Annotated in this window: 21 protein-coding genes; 15 read left to right on the top strand and 6 right to left on the bottom strand. The window is 63.7% G+C overall.

Annotation, left to right across the window (positions count from 1 at the left end; all coding sequences use genetic code 11):
* Positions 1-1,383: an amino acid permease gene (locus ACSW29_RS13505; protein ID WP_230817386.1), complete on the bottom strand. Its 1,383-nt coding sequence runs from the start codon at positions 1,381-1,383 to the stop codon at positions 1-3.
* On the bottom strand, positions 1,383-2,336 hold the full coding sequence (gene dapD, locus ACSW29_RS13500) for a 2,3,4,5-tetrahydropyridine-2,6-dicarboxylate N-succinyltransferase (RefSeq protein ID WP_230817387.1): 954 nt from the start codon (positions 2,334-2,336) through the stop codon (positions 1,383-1,385). Before dapD ends, ACSW29_RS13505 begins: the two co-directional genes overlap by 1 nt.
* Positions 2,337-2,385: 49 nt before the next feature.
* Here dapD and dapE point away from each other — a divergent pair, with 49 nt between their 5' ends.
* The 10 genes from dapE (at position 2,386) to ACSW29_RS13450 (ending at position 10,859) form a co-directional block, all read left to right on the top strand.
* The gene (dapE, locus tag ACSW29_RS13495) at positions 2,386-3,456 is read left to right on the top strand and encodes a succinyl-diaminopimelate desuccinylase (RefSeq protein ID WP_448277474.1); all 1,071 of its coding nucleotides are present in this window, start codon (positions 2,386-2,388) and stop codon (positions 3,454-3,456) included.
* A gap of 16 nt (positions 3,457-3,472) precedes the next feature.
* Positions 3,473-4,276, top strand: coding sequence for an LOG family protein (locus ACSW29_RS13490; RefSeq protein ID WP_230817389.1), 804 nt, complete (start codon positions 3,473-3,475; stop codon positions 4,274-4,276).
* Complete coding sequence (locus tag ACSW29_RS13485) at positions 4,270-4,827, top strand: LOG family protein (RefSeq protein WP_020908470.1); 558 nt, start codon at positions 4,270-4,272, stop codon at positions 4,825-4,827. Before ACSW29_RS13490 ends, ACSW29_RS13485 begins: the two co-directional genes overlap by 7 nt.
* 112 nt (positions 4,828-4,939) lie before the next feature.
* The gene (locus ACSW29_RS13480; RefSeq protein WP_230817390.1) at positions 4,940-6,712 is read left to right on the top strand and encodes a long-chain-acyl-CoA synthetase; all 1,773 of its coding nucleotides are present in this window, start codon (positions 4,940-4,942) and stop codon (positions 6,710-6,712) included.
* A gap of 30 nt (positions 6,713-6,742) precedes the next feature.
* A complete protein-coding gene (gene folP / locus ACSW29_RS13475) occupies positions 6,743-7,642 on the top strand; it encodes a dihydropteroate synthase (protein WP_230817391.1) in 900 nt (299 codons plus the stop codon).
* Positions 7,639-8,580 (top strand): glucosyl-3-phosphoglycerate synthase, encoded by a 942-nt coding sequence (locus ACSW29_RS13470; RefSeq protein ID WP_230817392.1) that lies wholly within the window; start codon positions 7,639-7,641, stop codon positions 8,578-8,580. Before folP ends, ACSW29_RS13470 begins: the two co-directional genes overlap by 4 nt.
* A 32-nt stretch (positions 8,581-8,612) precedes the next feature.
* Positions 8,613-9,017, top strand: coding sequence for a DivIVA domain-containing protein (locus ACSW29_RS13465; protein WP_448277473.1), 405 nt, complete (start codon positions 8,613-8,615; stop codon positions 9,015-9,017).
* A complete protein-coding gene (locus ACSW29_RS13460) occupies positions 9,017-9,586 on the top strand; it encodes a DNA-3-methyladenine glycosylase I (RefSeq protein ID WP_317829046.1) in 570 nt (189 codons plus the stop codon). The genes ACSW29_RS13465 and ACSW29_RS13460 overlap by 1 nt, the downstream gene beginning before the upstream one ends.
* A 151-nt stretch (positions 9,587-9,737) precedes the next feature.
* On the top strand, positions 9,738-9,905 hold the full coding sequence (locus ACSW29_RS13455) for a DUF3117 domain-containing protein (RefSeq protein WP_003945169.1): 168 nt from the start codon (positions 9,738-9,740) through the stop codon (positions 9,903-9,905).
* A 114-nt stretch (positions 9,906-10,019) separates the two neighbouring features.
* Entirely contained in the window at positions 10,020-10,859 is an 840-nt protein-coding gene (locus tag ACSW29_RS13450; protein ID WP_317829045.1) for a putative RNA methyltransferase, read from the top strand.
* 6 nt (positions 10,860-10,865) lie between these two features.
* Here ACSW29_RS13450 and glgA read toward each other — a convergent pair whose 3' ends face one another.
* Entirely contained in the window at positions 10,866-12,038 is a 1,173-nt protein-coding gene (gene glgA, locus ACSW29_RS13445) for a glycogen synthase (RefSeq protein WP_448277472.1), read from the bottom strand.
* A 132-nt stretch (positions 12,039-12,170) separates the two neighbouring features.
* On the opposite strand from glgA, the gene glgC reads away from it, so the two are divergent.
* Positions 12,171-13,385, top strand: a complete 1,215-nt coding sequence (gene glgC / locus ACSW29_RS13440) for a glucose-1-phosphate adenylyltransferase (protein WP_230817397.1) — start codon at positions 12,171-12,173, stop codon at positions 13,383-13,385.
* On the opposite strand, the gene ACSW29_RS13435 is transcribed toward glgC, so the two are convergent.
* On the bottom strand, positions 13,382-14,017 hold the full coding sequence (locus ACSW29_RS13435; RefSeq protein WP_007736091.1) for an O-methyltransferase: 636 nt from the start codon (positions 14,015-14,017) through the stop codon (positions 13,382-13,384). The genes glgC and ACSW29_RS13435 overlap by 4 nt on opposite strands.
* A gap of 330 nt (positions 14,018-14,347) precedes the next feature.
* On the opposite strand from ACSW29_RS13435, the gene sigE reads away from it, so the two are divergent.
* The 4 genes from sigE to tatB all read left to right on the top strand — a co-directional run bounded on the left by sigE (position 14,348) and on the right by tatB (position 17,377).
* Positions 14,348-14,944: an RNA polymerase sigma factor SigE gene (sigE, locus tag ACSW29_RS13430; protein ID WP_029255812.1), complete on the top strand. Its 597-nt coding sequence runs from the start codon at positions 14,348-14,350 to the stop codon at positions 14,942-14,944.
* 52 nt (positions 14,945-14,996) lie between these two features.
* Positions 14,997-15,356 carry an RNA polymerase subunit sigma-70 gene (locus ACSW29_RS13425; RefSeq protein ID WP_448277471.1) on the top strand — a complete coding sequence of 120 codons (360 nt, stop codon included), beginning with the start codon at positions 14,997-14,999 and terminating at the stop codon, positions 15,354-15,356.
* Positions 15,357-15,431: 75 nt separating this feature from the next.
* Complete coding sequence (locus ACSW29_RS13420; protein WP_347875206.1) at positions 15,432-16,910, top strand: S1C family serine protease; 1,479 nt, start codon at positions 15,432-15,434, stop codon at positions 16,908-16,910.
* A gap of 74 nt (positions 16,911-16,984) precedes the next feature.
* Positions 16,985-17,377 carry a Sec-independent protein translocase protein TatB gene (gene tatB, locus ACSW29_RS13415; RefSeq protein ID WP_003945177.1) on the top strand — a complete coding sequence of 131 codons (393 nt, stop codon included), beginning with the start codon at positions 16,985-16,987 and terminating at the stop codon, positions 17,375-17,377.
* 63 nt (positions 17,378-17,440) lie between these two features.
* Here the strand turns inward: tatB and ACSW29_RS13410 are convergent, their stop codons facing one another.
* Both ACSW29_RS13410 and ACSW29_RS13405 read right to left on the bottom strand, forming a co-directional pair.
* Positions 17,441-18,577, bottom strand: a complete 1,137-nt coding sequence (locus tag ACSW29_RS13410; protein WP_230817399.1) for an Mrp/NBP35 family ATP-binding protein — start codon at positions 18,575-18,577, stop codon at positions 17,441-17,443.
* A 24-nt stretch (positions 18,578-18,601) separates the two neighbouring features.
* Positions 18,602-19,462 carry a lytic transglycosylase domain-containing protein gene (locus tag ACSW29_RS13405; protein WP_230817400.1) on the bottom strand — a complete coding sequence of 287 codons (861 nt, stop codon included), beginning with the start codon at positions 19,460-19,462 and terminating at the stop codon, positions 18,602-18,604.
* Positions 19,463-19,498: the final 36 nt, after the last annotated feature.

The raw sequence follows: 19,498 nt of genomic DNA, 5'->3' as shown, positions 1-19,498 counted from the left end.
TCAAGCGGGCTGATTCTGCTTACGCCAGCGGGCGTTCAGGAAACCCAATGCCGCGATCACGAGGAACAACACGGTGGTCGAGATCAACTGCGCACGTGCATCGGCGTCGAAGAGCATGAGGACGACGAACACGCCGAGCATCGCGAGTGTCGCGTAGCTCAGATACGGGAACAGCCACATACGAACTGTCAGCTTGCCCGACGCTTCGAGTTGTTTACGCAGTCGCAGATGCGAGACGACGATGAAGATCCAGATGACCAGCAGCGCAGCGCCGACTGCGTTGAGCAGGATGCCGAGCAGGTCGTCGGGGAGCAGCCAGTTAAGCAGGACGCTGACGAAGCCGAAGAACACCGACAGCAGAACGGCATTCGTCGGAACTCCGGTGCTCGACAGTTTCGCCATGAAAGCGGGCCCGTCGCCGCGGCGCGACAGTGAGAACGCCATACGAGAGGTGCCGTAGATGTTGGCGTTGAACGCGGAGAGCAAAGCCACAACTACGACGAGTTCCATGAACCCGGCAACACCCGGAATGTTCGCCTTGTTCAAGACGGCCACAAACGGGCCGCTCTCGAGTTCGGGGTCGTTCCAGGGCAGCAGCAGAACCATGATCGAGATGGCGCCGATGTAAAAGACGCTGATGCGCCACACGACGCTTCGGACAGCGACGGCGATGGAGCGTTCCGGATTCTCGGATTCGGCTGCGGCGATGGTGACGATCTCGATCCCGCCGAAAGCGAACGCCACGACGAGAAGTCCTGCGGCAATGCCGGACAACCCGTTGGGCATGAAGCCGCCCTGCCCGAACAGATTGCTCGTACCGACCGGGTCGGTATCAGGCAGGAGGCCGAACACCAGCAGGACACCGATGATCAGGAAGCCGATGATGACGGTGACTTTGATTGCGGCGAACCAGAACTCGAACTCGCCGAAGTTGCTGACCTTGGCCAGGTTCACGACGGCGAAGAACACCACGAAGACGAGGGCGACAACCCATTGCGGGATCGACGGCACCCAGTCGTTCACGATCGCCGACGCTCCAGTGATCTCGGCGCCCAGCACCATGATGAGCATGAACCAGTAGAGCCAGCCCATCACGAAGCCGGCCCACTCGCCGATCCCCAAGCGCGCGTAGTGCGAGAAGGAACCGCTGGCCGGAATCGCCGCGCCCATTTCACCGAGCATGCGCATCACGAACACCACGACGGCGCCCGCAAGGATGTAGGAGATCAGGACAGCCGGGCCGGCCTTGGCGATACCGACGCCGGTTCCGAGGAACAGTCCGGCGCCGATGGCCGAGCCCAGGCCCATCATCGTCAGATGGCGGACCTTGAGACCGTGGCCGAGAGCGGTGGTTGTTCCGTCGGAGACGTCGGTGCTACTCATCAGTCGTTGGCGTGCAAAGCAGCGTTCAGTTCGACGCCGGTGCCCTTCCACGGCACGACCTCGACGGCACCCGAGACCGAGTTACGACGGAAGAGAAGGTTGGACTTGCCGCTGAGTTCCTTGGCCTTGACGACGGTGCCGTCCGGGCCGGTGACCTTCGTGCCCGCGGTGACGTAGAGGCCGGCTTCGAGGACGCAGTCGTCGCCGAGTGAAATGCCGAGGCCGGCGTTGGCGCCGAGGAGGCAGCGCTTGCCGAGGGAGATGGTTTCCTTGCCACCGCCGGAGAGGGTGCCCATGATCGAGGCGCCGCCGCCCACGTCGGATCCGTCGTCGACGACGACGCCCGCGGAGATTCGGCCTTCGACCATCGAGTTGCCGAGGGTGCCGGCGTTGAAGTTGACGAAGCCCTCGTGCATGACGGTCGTTCCGCTGGCGAGGTGTGCGCCGAGTCGGACACGGTCGGCGTCACCGATGCGAACTCCGGACGGCACGACGTAGTCGACCATGCGGGGGAACTTGTCGACGCTGAACACGGTGACGACTCCGCGGATGCGCAGACGCGAGCGAACCTGCTCGAAGCCCTCGACGGCGCACGGGCCGAAGTTGGTCCACACGACGTTGCTGAGCAGGCCGAACTGGCCGTCGAGGTTGACGCCGTGGGGCGCGACGAGACGGTGCGAGAGGAGGTGGAGGCGCAGGTAGACGTCATGGGCGTCGACCGGTGCCTTGGAGAGATCGGCGATGGTGGTGCGAACGACGACCTGCGAGACCTCGCGAGCGTCGTCAGTGCCTGCCAGCAGCGCAAGATCGGAAGGAATGTCTGTTCCCTCGACGTTCTCGGTACCGGTCTTGTCGAATGTTCCCAGCTCCGGTGCCGGGAACCAGGTGTCGAGGACGGCTCCGTCCGCGGTCACGTTGGCGATACCTACTGCTGTTGCTCCCTGTGCGCTCACGGGACTAGAGATTACTGGGTGGTGGGTGCACCGGCCTAGGCTGGTGCGTGTGAGCACCCTCGATCTTGCTTCGGACCCCATCGACTTGACGGCCGCCCTGGTCGACATCCCCAGCGTCTCGCACGACGAATCCGTCATCGCGCAGGCCGTCGAGGATGCGCTGCGTGAGCAGACTTCGGGCTTCGAGATCATCCGCAACGGCAACGCCGTGTTGGCGCGTACGTCGCGTGGGCTGCCGAGCCGCGTCATGCTCGCCGGACATCTGGACACGGTGCCGATCGCCGACAATGTTCCTTCGCGACGCGACGGCGACATCCTGCACGGCTGCGGGACCGTGGACATGAAGTCGGGCGATGCGGTGTTCCTGCACCTGGCGGCCACCATCGAGAACTTGGCCCACGACCTGACTCTCGTCTTCTACGACTGCGAAGAGATCGCCGCGACGTTCAACGGACTCGGAAGAATCGAACGCGAGATCCCGGAATGGCTCACGGCCGACGTCGCAATTCTCGGTGAGCCGACGGCCGGTTTCATCGAGGCCGGGTGCCAGGGCACGATGCGGGTTCGGTTGACGGCTTCGGGAATTCGCGCACATTCGGCCAGGTCCTGGCTGGGGGACAACGCCATTCACAAGTTCGGCGGAGCGTTGGAGCGGTTGTCGAATTACCAGCCGCGCTCGGTCGACATCGACGGTTGCGGCTACCGCGAAGGTTTGTCGGCGGTGCGGATTTCCGGCGGTGTCGCCGGAAACGTCGTCCCGGACGAAGCCGAGATGGACGTCAACTTCCGATTCGCGCCCGATCGCAACGAGGCGCAAGCTGAGGCATACGTGCGCGAAGTGTTCGACGGTCTGGGCCTCGGATTCGAGGTCACGGACTCCTCACCCGGCGCGTTGCCTGGCTTGGCGAACCCGTCCGCTGCCGCCCTGATCGAGGCGGCCGGTGGTCAGTTCCGTGCGAAGTACGGGTGGACCGACGTGTCCAGGTTCTCGGCGCTCGGCATTCCTGCCGTGAACTACGGACCGGGTGATCCGAACCTCGCGCACAAGCGCGACGAGCACGTTCCGGTGCAGCAGATCACCGACGTCGCGGCCGTGCTGAGGAAGTATCTGTCGGCCTGACCGTTAGCCTTGCCGCATGGCACCAGAGAAGAATTCGGCTTCGAAGAAGCAGAGCTCGTCGATCAAGCACCGCGGCCCCGTTCAGCTTCGACGCAAGCGCAAGGACGAGAAGACCACGACGGATCAGCGTTTGCTCGACAAGCGCGGACCCACGGATTGGGTACACACCGATCCGTGGCGTGTGTTGCGTATCCAGAGCGAATTCGTCGAAGGTTTCGGAGCGCTCGCCGAGGTCCCCCGTGCGGTCACGGTGTTCGGTTCGGCCCGCACCACGGTCGATCATCCCGAGTACCAATCCGGCCGTGAACTGGGAACGGCCTTGGCCGAAGCCGGGTACGCCGTCATCACCGGTGGTGGGCCGGGAGTCATGGAAGCTGCCAACCGTGGTTGCAGCGAAGCAGGCGGATATTCGATCGGTCTCGGCATCGAGTTGCCGTTCGAACAGGGGCTCAACGAGTGGGTGGATCTCGGAATCAACTTCCGGTACTTCTTCGCACGCAAGACGATGTTCGTGAAGTATTCCCAGGCATTCATCTGCCTGCCAGGCGGCTTCGGAACACTCGACGAGCTGTTCGAAGCACTCACCCTGGTGCAGACCCACAAAGTCACGCGCTTCCCGATCGTCCTGTTCGGTACCGAGTACTGGTCCGGACTCGTCGACTGGATTCGCGGCACCCTCGAGCGTGACGGCAAGATTTCCGAAGGCGACGTGAACCTGCTGCACGTCACCGACAGCGTGGAAGAAGCAGTACGAATCGTCCTCAACGCAGACAAGGGCGTCGACGAGGCCGCAGATCTGGGGAAAGAAGAAGAATGGTGACCGATTCCGACAAGAAGTACTCGATCTGCGTCTACTGCGCGTCGGGGCCGGTGGACGAGTCTTTCCTGGCGTTGGCGGCAGAGGTGGGAACCGCGATCGGTCGCCGCGGATGGCAGTTGGTCTCGGGCGGTGGCAACGTCTCGATGATGGGCGCTGTCGCCGAGTCCGCTCGCGCGGCGGGCGCTTGGACCGTCGGCGTCATTCCGAAGGCCCTGGTGCACAAGGAAGTTGCCGACGTCGATGCCGACGAGCTGATCGTCACGGACACCATGCGCGAACGCAAGAAGCTGATGGAAGATCACGCCGACGCGTTCATCACGCTGCCGGGCGGAATCGGGACGCTGGAAGAGCTGTTCGAGACATGGACCGCCGGCTACCTCGGAATGCACGAGAAACCAGTGGTGATGCTCGATCCCGTCGGGCACTTCACCGGCCTGCTCGAGTGGTTGAACAAGCTCGACGGGACCGGCTTCGTCGGGCGTCAGGCGCTGGACACACTGTTGGTGCGGACGGACGTCGAGGCGGCGCTCGACGCGTGCGTCAGATCCTGATCAGACGCGTGCGTGAAACCCTGACCTGGGGCATGGCGAGCTTTATTACCGTGCAGTAAGGTGGCCGCAGACTGAGCGGCCGAATGGGCGCCGGATACGTGTTAGGGGAGCCATGAGTTCGGAAGCCCGTTCGACCGTAAGCCTGCTGGATCTGGCGGCAAAACTGCCGTCGATGATCACCGAGGTACCGATCCTGGCGCGGGGGGCCGCCGGGCTCACTCGCAAGCCTTCGGCCAAGGAATCGATCGGGTTGATCTTCCAGAAGGCCGCGCACGCGCACCCGTCGCGCCCCTTCATCCGGTTCGAGGGGCACGCGACCAGTTATGCCGAGGCCAACGAACTGGTGAACCGCTACGCCGACGTCCTCCGCGGACGAGGAGTCGACCGCGGAGACGTCGTCGGAGTGCTGGCCAAGAACACTCCCGAAGCCCTGTTGATCGCACTCGCTGCCGTCAAACTCGGTGCGGCAGCGGGCATGCTGAACTACAATCAGCGCGACGACGTTCTGGCACACAGCCTTACGCTGCTCGACGCTCGCGTCCTGGTAGTCGCCGACGAGTGCGAAGAAGCCCTCGAATCGTTGCCTGCCGGATTTGCCGGGCCCGCTCAACTTCTTGTCAGCGAACTCGAAGATCTGGCGAAGACGGCTGATCCGTCCAACCCGGCGGTTACCGCCGAGGTGCTGGCGAAAGAGAAGGCGTTCTACATCTTCACCTCGGGCACCACCGGAATGCCCAAGGCGAGCTTGATGACTCACTTCCGCTGGTTGAAGTCGATGTCAGGACTCGGGTTGATGGGCGTGCGCTTGCGCGGCTCGGACACTCTGTACTGCTGCTTGCCGCTCTATCACAACAACGCGTTGACGGTCTCGTTGTCCTCGGTGCTCGCGTCCGGTGCCACCATCGCGATCGGACGCCAGTTTTCGGCCTCACGGTTCTGGGACGATATCGCAGTCAACAAGGCGACCGCCTTCACGTACATCGGCGAACTGTGCCGCTATCTGCTCAATCAGCCGGTCAAGCCGACCGACAGCGACAACGCTGTTCGGCTCATGGTGGGTAACGGTCTGCGCCCGGAGATCTGGGCCGAATTCACCCAGCGGTTCGGCATTCCCCGCGTCGCCGAGTTCTACGGTGCCAGCGAATGCAACATCGCGTTCGTCAACGCACTCAACGTGGACAAGACGGCAGGCATCTGTCCGTTGCCGCACGCCGTCGTGGAGTTCGACGAGAACACTGGAAAAGCGTTGCGCGCCGCCGACGGTCGACTCCGCAAGGTTTCCACGGGTCAGGTCGGGCTCCTGCTGTCCAAGATCACGGACCGGGCGCCTTTCGACGGTTACACAGACGAAGCTGCGAGCAACAGCAAACTGGTGCGCGGGGGATTCAAGGACGACGACACCTGGTTCGACACCGGAGACCTGGTGCGCAAGCAGGGATGGGGCCACGTCGCCTTCGTCGACCGCCTCGGTGACACCTTCCGCTGGAAGGGTGAGAACGTCGCCACCACGGAGGTCGAGGGCGCGCTGAGTTCGCACCCGGCCGTCGAGGAAGCAGTTGTCTACGGCGTCGAGATTCCGGGCACCGACGGGCGCGCGGGCATGGCGGCGGTGAAGCTACGGGACGGCCAGAGTTTTGAGGGCAGCGAAGTCGCGGCTCACCTCTACGGCAAGCTCCCCAACTACGCGGTCCCGCTGTTCATCCGCATCGTCGACTCACTCGAACACACCAGCACTTTCAAGTCGCGCAAGGTGGAATTGCGCAACGAGGGTTACGACGTCGGCGCCGACACTCTGTACCTTCTCGAGGGCCGCGAGGGTGGTTATGTGGACTCGTACGACGAATACGTCGGAAAGGTCGCGGCGGGCTCGGTACCCAAGGGCTAGACCGAGTTCCGTCATGCCAGTATGAGTGGCATGTCTTCACTCTCCGGTTCTACCGCGCAGCCAGGTCCGGCGCCCACCCTGTGTGGGCGTCCGGTCGCGGTCGACCGCGCATTGGTGATGGCGATCGTCAATCGCACTCCCGATTCCTTCTACGACCAGGGTGCGACGTTCTCGGACTCGGCGGCGATGGCTGCCGTCGATCGTGCCGTCGACGAAGGCGCCGATCTGGTGGACATCGGGGGAGTGAAAGCCGGACCGGGTGACCTCGTCGACGCCGACGAGGAAGTCAGGCGAGTGGTTCCGTTCGTCGCCGCGATCAGGGCCAAGTACCCCGAGTTGATCATCAGCGTCGACACCTGGCGCAGTGGCGTCGCACGGCTGGCACGCGACGAAGGCGCCGACCTGATCAACGACACGTGGGCCGGTGCGGATCCCGAACTCGTTGTGGTCGCCGCCGAGACGGGCGCCGGCATCGTCTGCTCGCACACGGGCGGCGCGGTTCCGCGCACCCGCCCGCACCGTGTGCGCTACGACGACGTCGTCGCAGATGTGGTCTCCGAGGTGGTGTCGGCGGCAGAACGCGCCCTGGCTCTCGGTGTTCCGCGTGACGCGATTCTGATCGATCCCACCCACGACTTCGGCAAGAACACCTTCCACGGGCTCGAGTTGTTGCGAAAAGTGGACGTTCTTGTAAACACCGGGTGGCCAGTGCTGATGGCGCTGAGCAATAAGGACTTCATCGGGGAGACTCTTGGTGTGGAGCTTTCCGAGAGGTTGGAGGGAACATTGGCAGCGACAGCAATGGCCGCGGCGGGCGGCGCCCGGGTGTTCCGTGTTCACGAGGTGGCGTCCACCCGCCGAGTAGTCGACATGGTGGCCGCGATCCAAGGACGCCGCGCCCCGGTACGTACGGTTCGAGGTCTGGCATGAGCATCACCGGTGCGGGCCCGACCCGCGTATGGGCAGAAGCCAACAGTTGGGACCATCCGAGTTGGACGGTCGCTGAACTCGAACGGGCGAAGGGTGGCCGAACCGTCTCGGTGGTGTTGCCCGCACTCAACGAAGAGGACACCGTTGCCGCGGTGGTCGACACCATTCATCCGTTGCTCGGTGGCTTGGTCGACGAGTTGATCGTTCTCGATTCCGGTTCGACCGACCGAACCGCCGAGCGTGCTCGCGCTGCCGGAGCGACGGTGATCAGTCGTGAGAGCGCAGTCCCGTCCATCCCGCCGACGGCGGGCAAGGGTGAGGTGCTGTGGCGTTCGGTGGCAGCGACCACCGGCGATCTGATCGCATTCGTCGACTCCGATCTCATCAATCCCGATCCGGCGTTCGTGCCCAAACTGCTGGGGCCGCTGCTCACCGTTGACGGCATCCATCTGGTGAAGGGCTACTACCGCCGTCCGCTGCGCGTGAGCGGCACGGAGGACGCCAACGGCGGCGGACGAGTCACGGAATTGGTTGCGCGGCCCATGTTGGCTGCGCTGCGGCCCGAACTCACGTCGGTACTGCAACCGCTCGGCGGTGAATACGCCGGCACCCGTGAGTTGCTCTCGGCTGTTCCGTTCGCCCCCGGCTACGGCGTCGAGATCGGCTTGCTGCTCGACACGTACGACACGTTGGGGCTGGCGGCGATCGGTCAGGTCAATCTCGGTGTGCGCAAGCATCGCAACCGGCCGCTCGCCGACCTCGGCGTGATGAGTCGGCAGATCATCGGAACGATGCTCAGGCGGTGCGGGATCGAGGATTCGGGTGCCGGGTTGACCCAATTCTTGGTCGACGGTGATTCTTTCGTGCCCGAGACCACGGAGGTATCGCTGGTCGATCGACCGCCGATGAATTCGATAGTGCGCACCGCGGGGGTCTGACCGCTTACCTACGGGTATGGGAGTATCGGTCCATGATGACGATCCTCCTGTACCTGATTGTCATGGCACTGGTCGGCGCGATGCTCTTTCTCGCCGCCAGCGCTGTGTTCGGGCGCTCGGAAGAGCTGCCGCCGCTGCCTCCGGGCACGACGGCGACCGTGCTCCCGGCTGAGGACGTCACCGGAGCGGATGTCGACGCTCTGCGCTTTCAGCAGGTGCTGAGGGGTTACAAGGCGAGCGAAGTGGATTGGGCTCTGCATCGCCTCGGAATGGAAATCGATTCTCTGCGTGCACAACTGGGCCGTGACGAGAAGTCTGAGATTCTGATCCAGCCTGAAGGCCTGTCCAAGTCCGAAGTATCTGCGGCGGGGCCTGATTCGGCAGCACCTGAGTCTTCGGCGGCTACTGAGTCCGAGTCGAAGGATTCACACGGCTGATGGCAGACGGACTGGTTCGGTGCGGCTGGGTGGTCGAGACGCCCGGTGACTCGCTGTACCGCGACTACCACGACGAGGAGTGGGGGCGTCCGCTGCACGGCCGCGACGAACTGTTCGAGCGGCTCGCCCTCGAAGCATTCCAATCGGGGCTTTCTTGGATCACGATTCTGCGCAAACGCGAGGCGTTCCGCGAAGCCTTCGACGGGTTCGATCCGGACAAGGTCGCAGCGTACGGAGTTGCGGATGTCGAGAGATTGCTCTCCGATGCCGCGATCGTCCGCAATCGCGCGAAGATCGAAGCGACGATTTCCAACGCCCGAGTGCTCGTGAATTCACCCGATCTGGACCTCGATTCGTTACTCTGGTCGTTCTCGCCGCCTCGACGCACCAGACGACTTACATCAATTGCAGAGGTTCCGGCGGTCACTCCCGAGTCGACTGCCATGGCTAAGGAACTTAAGCGACGTGGGTTCAAGTTTGTGGGTCCTACCACGGCTTATGCGCTCATGCAGGCCACCGGAATGGTCGATGATCACGTGGCTGATTGTTGGGTTCCGACGCAGGTGTGACGGTCGACTGAACACCCCTAAATGTGACTCAGATTCCCGGTTCCCGCATCCATAGGGAACAATGGAGGGTACGAGCCTCGCTGATTGTTGGCGGGGCGCACCGTTAGTCGAGGCGCAGAGCAATGCAGCGCAGATCTGGAGGGAGCAGAGGATGGCGGCCATGAAGCCCCGGACCGGGGACGGTCCCCTCGAAGCAACCAAAGAGGGACGAGGAATCGTCATGCGGGTTCCACTCGAGGGTGGCGGACGCCTCGTCGTCGAGCTGACCCCGGATGAAGCTGCAGCGCTCGGTGTGGAACTCACGAACGTCACCAGCTAGTCGGGTCCAGGTTGTAGCAGTACGAACAACAGCACGTGATTGCACGCAGGCTCCGTATCCGTTTCGGTACGGGGCCTGAAGTGTGTGCGCACCGCAGGTAGAAAGGACGGATCAATGCTTTCCGCCGTGATCGATCTTCTGTCCTGCCCGCAGTGCGCTGCCGAGTTGGAGTTGGTGGACGGCGCCGCCGAGTGCGACCGCGGACATCGATTCGATGTGGCTCGCCAGGGTTACGTGAGCCTGATCAGCGGCGGAGCCACGAAGTTCACCGGCGACAGTGCCGAGATGATCGCGGCGCGTGCACGACTGCTCGGCGCTGGCCATTTCGACCCACTGATGGATGCCGTCTCCCTGGCCTGCTCGACTACGGCTGGGTTGGATCCTGCGCGGATCGTCGAAATCGGTGCAGGCACAGGCCAATACCTTGCTCACGTGGTGGATTCGCTGCCCGATTCTCGCGCAATAGCCTTGGACGTGTCCAAGTTCGCGGCACGGCGAGCTGCTAAGGTCCACGAAAGAATCGGCTCGATCGTCGCAGACGTCTGGCAACCACTACCGATTCGCGACGGAGCGTTGTCTCACGTGCTCTGTGTGTTCGCTCCGCGCAACGGTCCGCAGTCTCATCGTGTTCTTGCCGATGACGGCGTTCTGGTGGTGTTGACGCCCACCGACAGGCATCTGCGCGAGCTGATCGACATCCTTGCGATGGTCCGGGTCGACGATCGCAAAGTAGAACGCCTCGAGTCGTCGATGGCCGGCTACTTCGACCGTGTGAGCAGCGACGAGGTCGAGTTCACGATGCCGTTGTCACACCAGGACATCCTCGACCTGGTGGGTATGGGACCGTCGGCGAGACACCTGACGCCCGCCGATCTTGCTGCCGCCGTGGCGAAGCTGCCGCAGCCGAGCACCGTCACCGCGTCGGCGACGATCTCGACCTACCGCAAAATCTGACCTGGATCAGCGTCTCGTGACGGCATCCGCGTAGACCTCGATCGTCTGTTTGGCGATTTCGGCCCAGGAGAACTCGTCGATCGCACGGATTCTGCCCGCACGACCCATCGCTTCGGCGCCTTCTCGGTCGGCGACAACGGCATTGACGGTGGCCGCGAGTGACTCCTCGAATGCGTTCGGCTCGTAGGCGTTGTAATGCACGAGTCGCCCGGTGACGCCGTCGGCGACCACCTCGGGGATACCGCCGACATCGGAAGCGACCACGGCGGTCTCGCATGCCATCGCCTCGAGATTGACGATCCCGAGGGGCTCGTACACCGAAGGGCAGACGAATACCGTTGCTGCCGAGAGTATTTCCCTAATCTGTTCGGTCGGGAGCATTTCGCGCACCCAGAAGACGTTGCCTCGATGCTTGGCCAGTTCGGCCACCGCCTTCTCCGTCTCGGCGGCGATCTCCAGTGTATCGGGAGCGCCGGCACACAGCACGAGTTGAATCTCCGGGTCGAAGTGGTGTGCCGCCGCGACGAGGTGACCAACTCCCTTCTGCCTGGTGATGCGTCCGACAAAGGCCACGATGGGTTCGGCTGGATCGACGCCGATCGACGCGAGCGCGGACGGCGCTCGCGTCGCAGATCCGCCGGGATGCCATACCGCGGTATCGATTCCGTTGCGCACCACGTGCACGCGGCTCGGATCGACAGCGGGATACGCGTCGAGGACGTCGAGTCGCATTCCGGAACTGACGGCGATGATCGCGTCTGCATGCTCGACGGCGTTGCGTTCGGACCACGACGAGATCCGATAGCCACCACCTAGCTGCTCGGCCTTCCACGGGCGTCTGGGCTCGAGTGAGTGGGCAGTGAGGATGTGCGGTACGTCGTAGAGTGCCGAGGCGAGATGCCCGGCCAGTCCGGTGTACCAGGTGTGGGAGTGGACGATGTCGACGCCTGCCGCTGCGTCCGCCATCCGCAGTTCAGCGGAGAGCGTAGTCAAGGCGGGGTTGGATCCGGCGAGTGCGGGGTCGGGAGAGTGGACGAACGCGCCTTCGCGCGGGGCGCCCATGCAGTGCACGTCGACCTCGCACAACCGCTTCATCTGAGCGACGAGCTCGGTTACGTGTACTCCTGCGCCGCCGTAGATCTCCGGCGGGTATTCCTTGGTCATCATCGCGACTCGCACGCGCTAAACCTAACCGCCCGTGGTCGATCCGGCTACCGATCGCGCTTTCCCCGCCCGTTCGGAGAGGGACACGATCGGACCTCTCGGGCTGCTTCGCTAGCGGGAGTTCACCAGTGCGGATAGGTTAGCGGTGTGAGAAGCCAGCCGCATGTGCTTGGAATCGTGCTCGCCGGGGGCGAGGGCAAACGCTTGTATCCGCTGACCGCGGACAGAGCGAAGCCCGCAGTGCCCTTCGGAGGTGCATATCGACTTATCGACTTCGTGTTGAGCAACCTTGTCAACGCGGGATATCTGCGTATTTGTGTGTTGACGCAATACAAGTCACATTCACTCGACCGCCACATTTCGCAGACGTGGCGGTTGTCCGGTTTCGCGGGTGAGTACATCACTCCGGTCCCGGCCCAGCAGCGGCTCGGGCCGCGCTGGTACACCGGCAGCGCCGACGCAATCCTGCAGTCGCTCAATCTCGTTTACGACGAGGACCCCGAGTACATCGTTGTTTTCGGTGCCGACCACGTGTACCGGATGGATCCGGAACAGATGGTGCAGCACCACATCGAATCCGGGGCAGGGGTGACGGTCGCGGGTATTCGTGTACCGCGAAGCGAGGCTTTTGCTTTCGGCTGCATCGACAGTGACGAGTCCGGACGCATCACCCAGTTCCTCGAGAAGCCCGCCCATCCTCCCGGGACACCGGACGACCCCAACTCGACGTTCGCGTCCATGGGTAACTATGTGTTCACCACCAAGGTGCTCGTGGACGCCATCCGCGCGGATTCGGAGAACTCCGACTCCGACCACGACATGGGCGGCGACATCATTCCCGCCTTGGTCGCCGCGGGGGAGGCGTCGGTCTACGACTTCAAGGACAACGTCGTTCCCGGCGCCACCGATCGAGACCGCGGTTACTGGCGCGACGTCGGTACCCTCGACGCCTTCTACGACGCTCACATGGACCTCGTGTCCGTGCATCCCATCTTCAATCTCTACAACCGTCGCTGGCCCATCCGCGGCGCCACCGAGAACCTCGCACCTGCCAAGTTCGTGAAGGGCGGACTCGCCCAGGAATCGGTGGTCGGTGCGGGGTCGATCCTGTCCGCGGCAACGGTCCGTAATTCGGTACTCAGCTCCAACGTGATGATCGAGGACGGCGCGACCGTCGAGGGCAGCGTGCTGATGCCGGGTGTGCGCATCGGCAAGGGTGCCGTCGTACGGCGCGCGATCCTCGACAAGAACGTCGTGGTCGGTGACGGCGAAATCATCGGCGTCGACCTCGAACGTGACCGCGAACGGTTCGCCATCAGTCAGGGTGGCGTCGTCGCCATCGGGAAAGGCGTCTGGATCTAAAGCTTGCTCGCGCAGAGGAGGCCGTCGCCGAGGGGGAGGAGCACTCGAATGAGTCGCTCGTCCTCGGTCACGGCCTTCGCTGCTTCCCGGACCGCAACAGTCGTCGCATCGCGAGCGGAACTGTCGGCAACACGACCGTCGGCGAGGGCGTTGTGCAGAACGATGACACCGCCGGAGCGCAGCAGGCGGACACCTTCGCGGACGTAGTGCGGATGGTCGATCGCGGCGCAGTCGACGAACACCAGGTCGTAGCCGCCGTCGGCGAGACGGGGAAGGACGTCGAGAGCGCGTCCGTTGATCAGGCGAGTGCGTGCCGGAGCGATTCCACTTTCGCGGAAGGTCAGCTTGGCCGCCCGTTGGTGTTCGGGTTCGCTGTCGATCGTGGTCAGGACGCCGTCGTCGCGCATGCCGTGCAAAAGCCACAGGCTGCTCACGCCGGCTCCGGTGCCCACCTCGACGGCTGTCTTCGCGTCGAGCATTCTCGCGAACATGGCGAGCGTCGCGCCGACAGCGGGCGTCACCGGATGGGCTCCGAGATCCAGCGCTCGATCTCGCGCCGCGGTCAAAATCTCGTCCTCGGAAACTACGTCCTCGACGTGGCGGAGTATCTGTTCGGCGTGGGTCACGCTCATGAGGTTATCGGGCGGTTCGGATTGTCGCTGCAAGGCGCGCAGTCACCAGGATTCTCAGGAATCCCTCAGGCTCCTCATATGGCGTGCACACCGCGATGAGAAAAGGTGTATACATCGCCGGATCGAAGATCGCACGGCGGTATCGATTTTTACCAAGTTGGTCTTTCGCAGCTCGGTGATCGGGAACAAATCACAGCATCGGCTGGTTCTCCCGATTATCGCGCATCACGTGATTCGGACAACGCGGTGATCGAACTACGCGATCCCGAGCAGGAGGATCAACTTATTTACCAGGTCAACGACGAGCCTCGCCCTCGAGAGTCGGAAGTTTTGACGACGGAATCGGCTGTGGATTCCGAATTGATCGGCACAGCTGTGTTCGATGCAACTGGTGAGAAGTCCTCCATGCCGTCTTGGGACGAACTCGTGCGTCAGCACGGTGACCGGGTGTACCGCCTGGCCTACCGACTGTCAGGCGATGCCCAGGACGCCGAGGACTTGACTCAGGACACCTTCATCCGGGTGTTCCGCTCGCTCTCCGATTATCAGCCCGGAACGTTCGAGGGCTGGTTGCACCGCATCACCACAAACCTGTTCCTCGACATGGTTCGCCGACGCAACCGCATCCGTATGGAAGCGCTGCCCGAGGACTACGACCGCGTTCCCTCACCCGGTCCCGACCCCGAGCAGATCTACCACGACGCGCGCCTCGACGCAGGTCTGCAGGCCGCACTGGACTCACTTGCACCTGAATTTCGTGCCGCTGTCGTGCTCTGTGACATCGAAGGTCTGTCGTACGAGGAAATCGGTGCCACACTGGGAGTGAAGCTCGGAACGGTTCGTAGCCGTATCCATCGTGGGCGACAGGCGATTCGTGATCATCTGGCAGCGCAGCGCGCGGCCGAATCCGAACTCGTCGGTTTCTGACGGTCGGGTTCGAGCTGCAGAGCGGGACGTGGTCAATCACCTGGAGGGACGAATGACGGAGGCGCGGGCACATCGCCAGTTCGGTTCGACCGAACATCTGGCCAGCGAGGCAATCGCTGCCTACGTCGACGGAGAGCTCCGAATGCAGGCCTACCTGAGGGCCTCCCATCACATCTCGATCTGCGCCGAGTGCGCTGCAGCCGTCGATGCTCAGCAGCAGGCGCGTGGTGCGCTGCGTCGAAGCGGCGAGATGACGATGCCGTTGTCCCTGGTGGGACTTCTCAGCCAGATTCCCTCGTGCAACAGTCCGACTACCGGACCCAATTCGGAAAACGCCGACAGTTCCGTCGGTAATCAGCCCGCGGGCTTCTCCACCATCAGCAAGAGGTTTTCCCGTCGCTGGCGCAAATGACGCCGCGCGCCTGCTTCCTGGCGCGGATCAGTGATACTGGACGATGTGACTGACGGAAAAAGGGGGCACTCCGGAGTGAGTTCGGATTCTTCGGCAAACGGTTCGGTGGACAGACCGGCAGATGCGCCGGTACTCGACCCCCGCCCGGTGTACCGACCCCAGATCGATCCGGCCTCGCGCCAGGTGTTCGGTCGGCCGAGTGGAGTCGAAGGCTCGTTCACTCCGGTGGCCGCGCGATCGACCCCGTCCTCCGACGTCGTGATCAGCGCTCCGGACCCGGTTCTGGCCGAAGCATTCGGTCGACCCGCAGACGCCACCGAGTCGATCGGCCGCGATCCCGAGGCGTCGGCGAACAACGCGCCCGAAGAAGAGCCGCCGAGCGATCCGTGGCGTGATCCGGAATCCGCCGTCTCCCTGGGCAATCCCGCAGAGTCCGAGGCGCCGGTGCAGTTGCAGCCCGCCCAGAAGCTCGATGTGCGTGAGGTGTTGTTCGGTCGCAAGGTCGCTCCCTCGGCGCTGGCCGCACTTGCCGGGATGGCGCTCGTCATCGCGCTCGTCGGCGGCTTGTTAGCCACGGTCATCACTGCCGATCGCAGTTCACTCACCAGCTCACGCGTCACCCTCGTCCAATCCGGCGGCGGCGAACAACCGGAGTCGCAGGTGGCGAAGGTCGCCGACGCGGTGCTGCCTTCCGTGGTGTCGATTCAGGTTGCCGTCGGCGACCAGGGAAGTACCGGATCCGGCGTGGTCATCTCGGACAAGGGATACATCGTCACCAACAACCACGTGATCTCCTCTGCCGTTCCGCCCGCGCAGGACGCGAAGATCCAGGTGATCTTCTCCGACGGAACCAAGACCGACGCCCAGATCGTCGGCCGTGACGTCAAGACAGACCTCGCGGTGCTCAAGGTGTCGGCCAACAATCTGACGGTCGCTCAGCTCGGAAAATCTGAGGATGTTCAGGTGGGCGACGACGTCGTCGCCGTCGGCTCACCACTTGGGTTGAGCAAAACCGTCACTCGCGGAATCGTCAGTGCGCTGAATCGGCCTCTGCGGTTGTCGGGTGAAGGCACCGACACCAACGCCGTCATCGACGCCGTCCAGACCGACGCGGCGATCAATCACGGCAACTCCGGTGGTGCGCTCGTCGACGACGAAGCCCGCGTCATCGGTATCAACACGGCAATGCTCAGTGAGTCCGGTGGTTCGGTCGGGCTCGGCTTCGCGATCCCGATCGACACGGTCACCGAGGTGGCGCAGACCATCATCCGCGACGGCAAGGTCCATCACCCCGACATCGGCGTGAATGCCCGCACCGCAGTCAACGACGCGACCAGCGGCGCTGCCGTGGCCAACGTCCGCGACGGCAGCCCCGCTCAACGTGCGGGGATCGTCGAGGGTGACGTCATCGTCAAGGTCGGTGACCGACCGGTGACAAGCGCTGACGAACTGGTGGTTGCGGTCAACGCGACGACCGTCGATCAGCCTGTCGACGTTCAGTTGATCCGCGACGGACGGCAGGTCGACATTTCGGTCACGCCGGTGTCGGACTGATCGGGCTCTGCGATCTTCCTGTGAGGTTGATCCGGACATGCGCGCACCGAGCAAGCACACAGTAGGCTGACCCTGTGTTTGGCAACATCGGTTGGGGCGAGTTCATGATCCTCCTCGTAGCGGCTCTGGTCATCTTGGGACCTGAGCGGCTTCCTGGTGCGGTCTCCTGGGTCACGAAATCCCTGAGGCAGGTGCGCGAATATGCTTCGGGCGCTTCCAATCAGCTCAAGGAAGAACTGGGCACCGACTTCGAGGATCTGCGTAAACCACTCGCAGATCTGAACAAGCTGCGCGGAATGACGCCGCGCGCTGTGATCACCCAGCACCTCCTCGACGGTGACGACTCCATCTTCACGGGTAACTTCGACAAGAAGCCGCAGAGTGGCGTGCAGGAACCGAAGACGCTGTCGAAGGACAAGCCACTCACTGCCGGCGAACGTCCTCCCGTGGACTTCGACGCAACCTAGATTCGACATACGAAAGGGCGCCTGCCACCGATCGGTGACAGGCGCCCTTTCGTATGAGGGGTTCTAGAGGTTGCGAACCGTGTTGATACCGAGCGACATTCCGGCCAGCCCGCGCTGACGGACGGCCAACTTGTCGGCGATGTCCTTGAGTGCGATGGCGGCGGGTGAGTCGGGGGCGCTGAGGACGATCGGTGTCCCGGCGTCGCCTGCCTCACGGACGGACGGATCCAGCGGGATCTGTCCGAGAAGCGGAACCTTGGCGCCGACGGCCTTCGTGAGGCGATCGGAGACCGTCTGCCCGCCGCCTTCACCGAAGATGTCCATACGAGTGCCGTCGGGAAGTTCGAGCCACGACATGTTCTCGACAACGCCCGCCACACGTTGACGGGTCTGCAGGGCGATGGCGCCCGCGCGCTCGGCGACCTCTGCGGCAGCCTGCTGCGGTGTGGTGACGACCAGGATCTCTGCGCTCGGGATGAGCTGAGCCACTGAGATGGCGATGTCACCGGTGCCGGGCGGCAGATCGAGCAGCAGCACGTCCAGATCGCCCCAGAACACGTCGGCTAGGAATTGCTGGAGCGCGCGGTGCAGCATCGGTCCGCGCCAGACGACGGGAGTGTTGCCCTGGGTGAACTGCGCGATGGAGATCATCTTCACGTCGTGGGCGACGGGCGGCATGATCATGCGCTCGACCTGAGTCGGCTTGGCGTCGGTGCCGAGCATGCGTGGGATCGAGTGGCCGTAGATATCCGCGTCGAGCACACCCACGGACAGTCCGCGCGCGGCCATGGCCGCCGCGAGATTGACTGTCACACTGGACTTTCCGACGCCACCCTTGCCGGAGGCAACGGCGTAGACGCGGGTGAGTGAACCCGGCTGGGCGAAGGGGATGACCGGCTCGGCGGAATCGCCGCGAAGCGACTTGCGGAGCTCGGTTCGTTGAGCATCGTCCATGACGTCGAGTTCGACGCGGATCGCGCCGACTCCGGCGACATCGGCGACGGCCTTGGTGACGCGTTCGGTGATCTCGGTGCGCATCGGGCAACCGGCGGTCGTGAGATAGATGCCGATGTCGACGCTGTTGTCACTGGAGAGAGTGATCCCCTTGACCATCCCCAGTTCGGTGATGGGTTTGCGGATCTCTGGGTCCAGAACTCGCGCGAGCGCTGAGCGAACGTCGGACTCGGTCAGTACAGACATGACTCCATGGTAAGTCCAGGTAGGTCAGTGGATGCGCGGCAGGTCCGATGCGGCGGGGACGATGCCGGTCGAGTACCCGAGCGACCAGGCCAGAACGTTGGCGACATAGGCCGCGGAGTTGTTGTAGCGGTGGATCGCGGACGCGACCTGGGTGACGTCCTGCATGTTCAGTCCGCCGTCGCACAGGTACTTGCCGGTGGTCAGTGCGGAGTCGAAGAGGTTCTGCGGGTCGGCGATTCCGTCACCGTTGCCGTCGCCGGCGTACTGGTTCCAGGTGGACGGGATGAACTGCATCGGGCCGACTGCACGGTCGTAGACGGTGTCGCCGTCGAGGGCGCCGCCGTCGGTGTCCATGATGACGGCCTGACCGGGCAGGCTGCCGTTGAGCGGCAGACCGATCACGGGCTTGTAGAGGTTGCCGTTCGCGTCGGCGTCCTTACCGTCGTTGGCGTGACCGGATTCGACGCGACCGATACCGGCGAGGAGCGTCCAGTGCATGTTGCAGTTGGGCTTTTCGACGGCGAGGATCCGCTCGGCGTTCTGGTACGCGGCGACGCTAACGCTCGGGATTCCGAGTGCGCCCTCGGCCATGGAGGCGGGGAGCGGGGGAGTCGCTTGCACGGGAGCCAACGGCGCGGGCTCCGGCGCTGCGGCGGGAGCGGGCTCGGCGATAGCTTCGACAGCGGGCAGGATCTGCGCCTGCGGTTCCTGCGTGGCCTGCGCAGCGTCGACCGTCTCGGCGGAGCTGGTGTTGAAGAACGGGACCTTGGGGGCGGCGCCGGCCGTGTTGGCTGCGGTGACGAGTCCGATAGGGATGAGTCCGGTGAGCGCGATGACCGAATTTCGACGGATGTGCGAATCTGTCTTCTTGCTGTGCCGACCCACTGTGTATGCCTCCTGAACCTCCGTGAGGAGGTTTTC

The organism is Rhodococcus sp. GB-02 (assembly GCF_053470465.1).
This window is presented reverse-complemented; position numbering and strand designations above follow the sequence as displayed.

What these genes read in the sequence shown, in the direction of transcription:
- ACSW29_RS13505 (WP_230817386.1), bottom strand. Translation starts at nt 1,383, where the DNA reads ATGAGTAGCACCGACGTCTCCGACGGAACAACCACCGCTCTCGGCCAC.
- ACSW29_RS13490 (WP_230817389.1), top strand. Translation starts at nt 3,473, where the DNA reads ATGGCACCAGAGAAGAATTCGGCTTCGAAGAAGCAGAGCTCGTCGATC.
- ACSW29_RS13485 (WP_020908470.1), top strand. Translation starts at nt 4,270, where the DNA reads ATGGTGACCGATTCCGACAAGAAGTACTCGATCTGCGTCTACTGCGCG.
- ACSW29_RS13480 (WP_230817390.1), top strand. Translation starts at nt 4,940, where the DNA reads ATGAGTTCGGAAGCCCGTTCGACCGTAAGCCTGCTGGATCTGGCGGCA.
- folP (WP_230817391.1), top strand. Translation starts at nt 6,743, where the DNA reads ATGTCTTCACTCTCCGGTTCTACCGCGCAGCCAGGTCCGGCGCCCACC.
- ACSW29_RS13470 (WP_230817392.1), top strand. Translation starts at nt 7,639, where the DNA reads ATGAGCATCACCGGTGCGGGCCCGACCCGCGTATGGGCAGAAGCCAAC.
- ACSW29_RS13465 (WP_448277473.1), top strand. Translation starts at nt 8,613, where the DNA reads ATGATGACGATCCTCCTGTACCTGATTGTCATGGCACTGGTCGGCGCG.
- ACSW29_RS13460 (WP_317829046.1), top strand. Translation starts at nt 9,017, where the DNA reads ATGGCAGACGGACTGGTTCGGTGCGGCTGGGTGGTCGAGACGCCCGGT.
- ACSW29_RS13455 (WP_003945169.1), top strand. Translation starts at nt 9,738, where the DNA reads ATGGCGGCCATGAAGCCCCGGACCGGGGACGGTCCCCTCGAAGCAACC.
- ACSW29_RS13450 (WP_317829045.1), top strand. Translation starts at nt 10,020, where the DNA reads ATGCTTTCCGCCGTGATCGATCTTCTGTCCTGCCCGCAGTGCGCTGCC.
- ACSW29_RS13435 (WP_007736091.1), bottom strand. Translation starts at nt 14,017, where the DNA reads ATGAGCGTGACCCACGCCGAACAGATACTCCGCCACGTCGAGGACGTA.
- ACSW29_RS13425 (WP_448277471.1), top strand. Translation starts at nt 14,997, where the DNA reads ATGACGGAGGCGCGGGCACATCGCCAGTTCGGTTCGACCGAACATCTG.
- ACSW29_RS13410 (WP_230817399.1), bottom strand. Translation starts at nt 18,577, where the DNA reads ATGTCTGTACTGACCGAGTCCGACGTTCGCTCAGCGCTCGCGCGAGTT.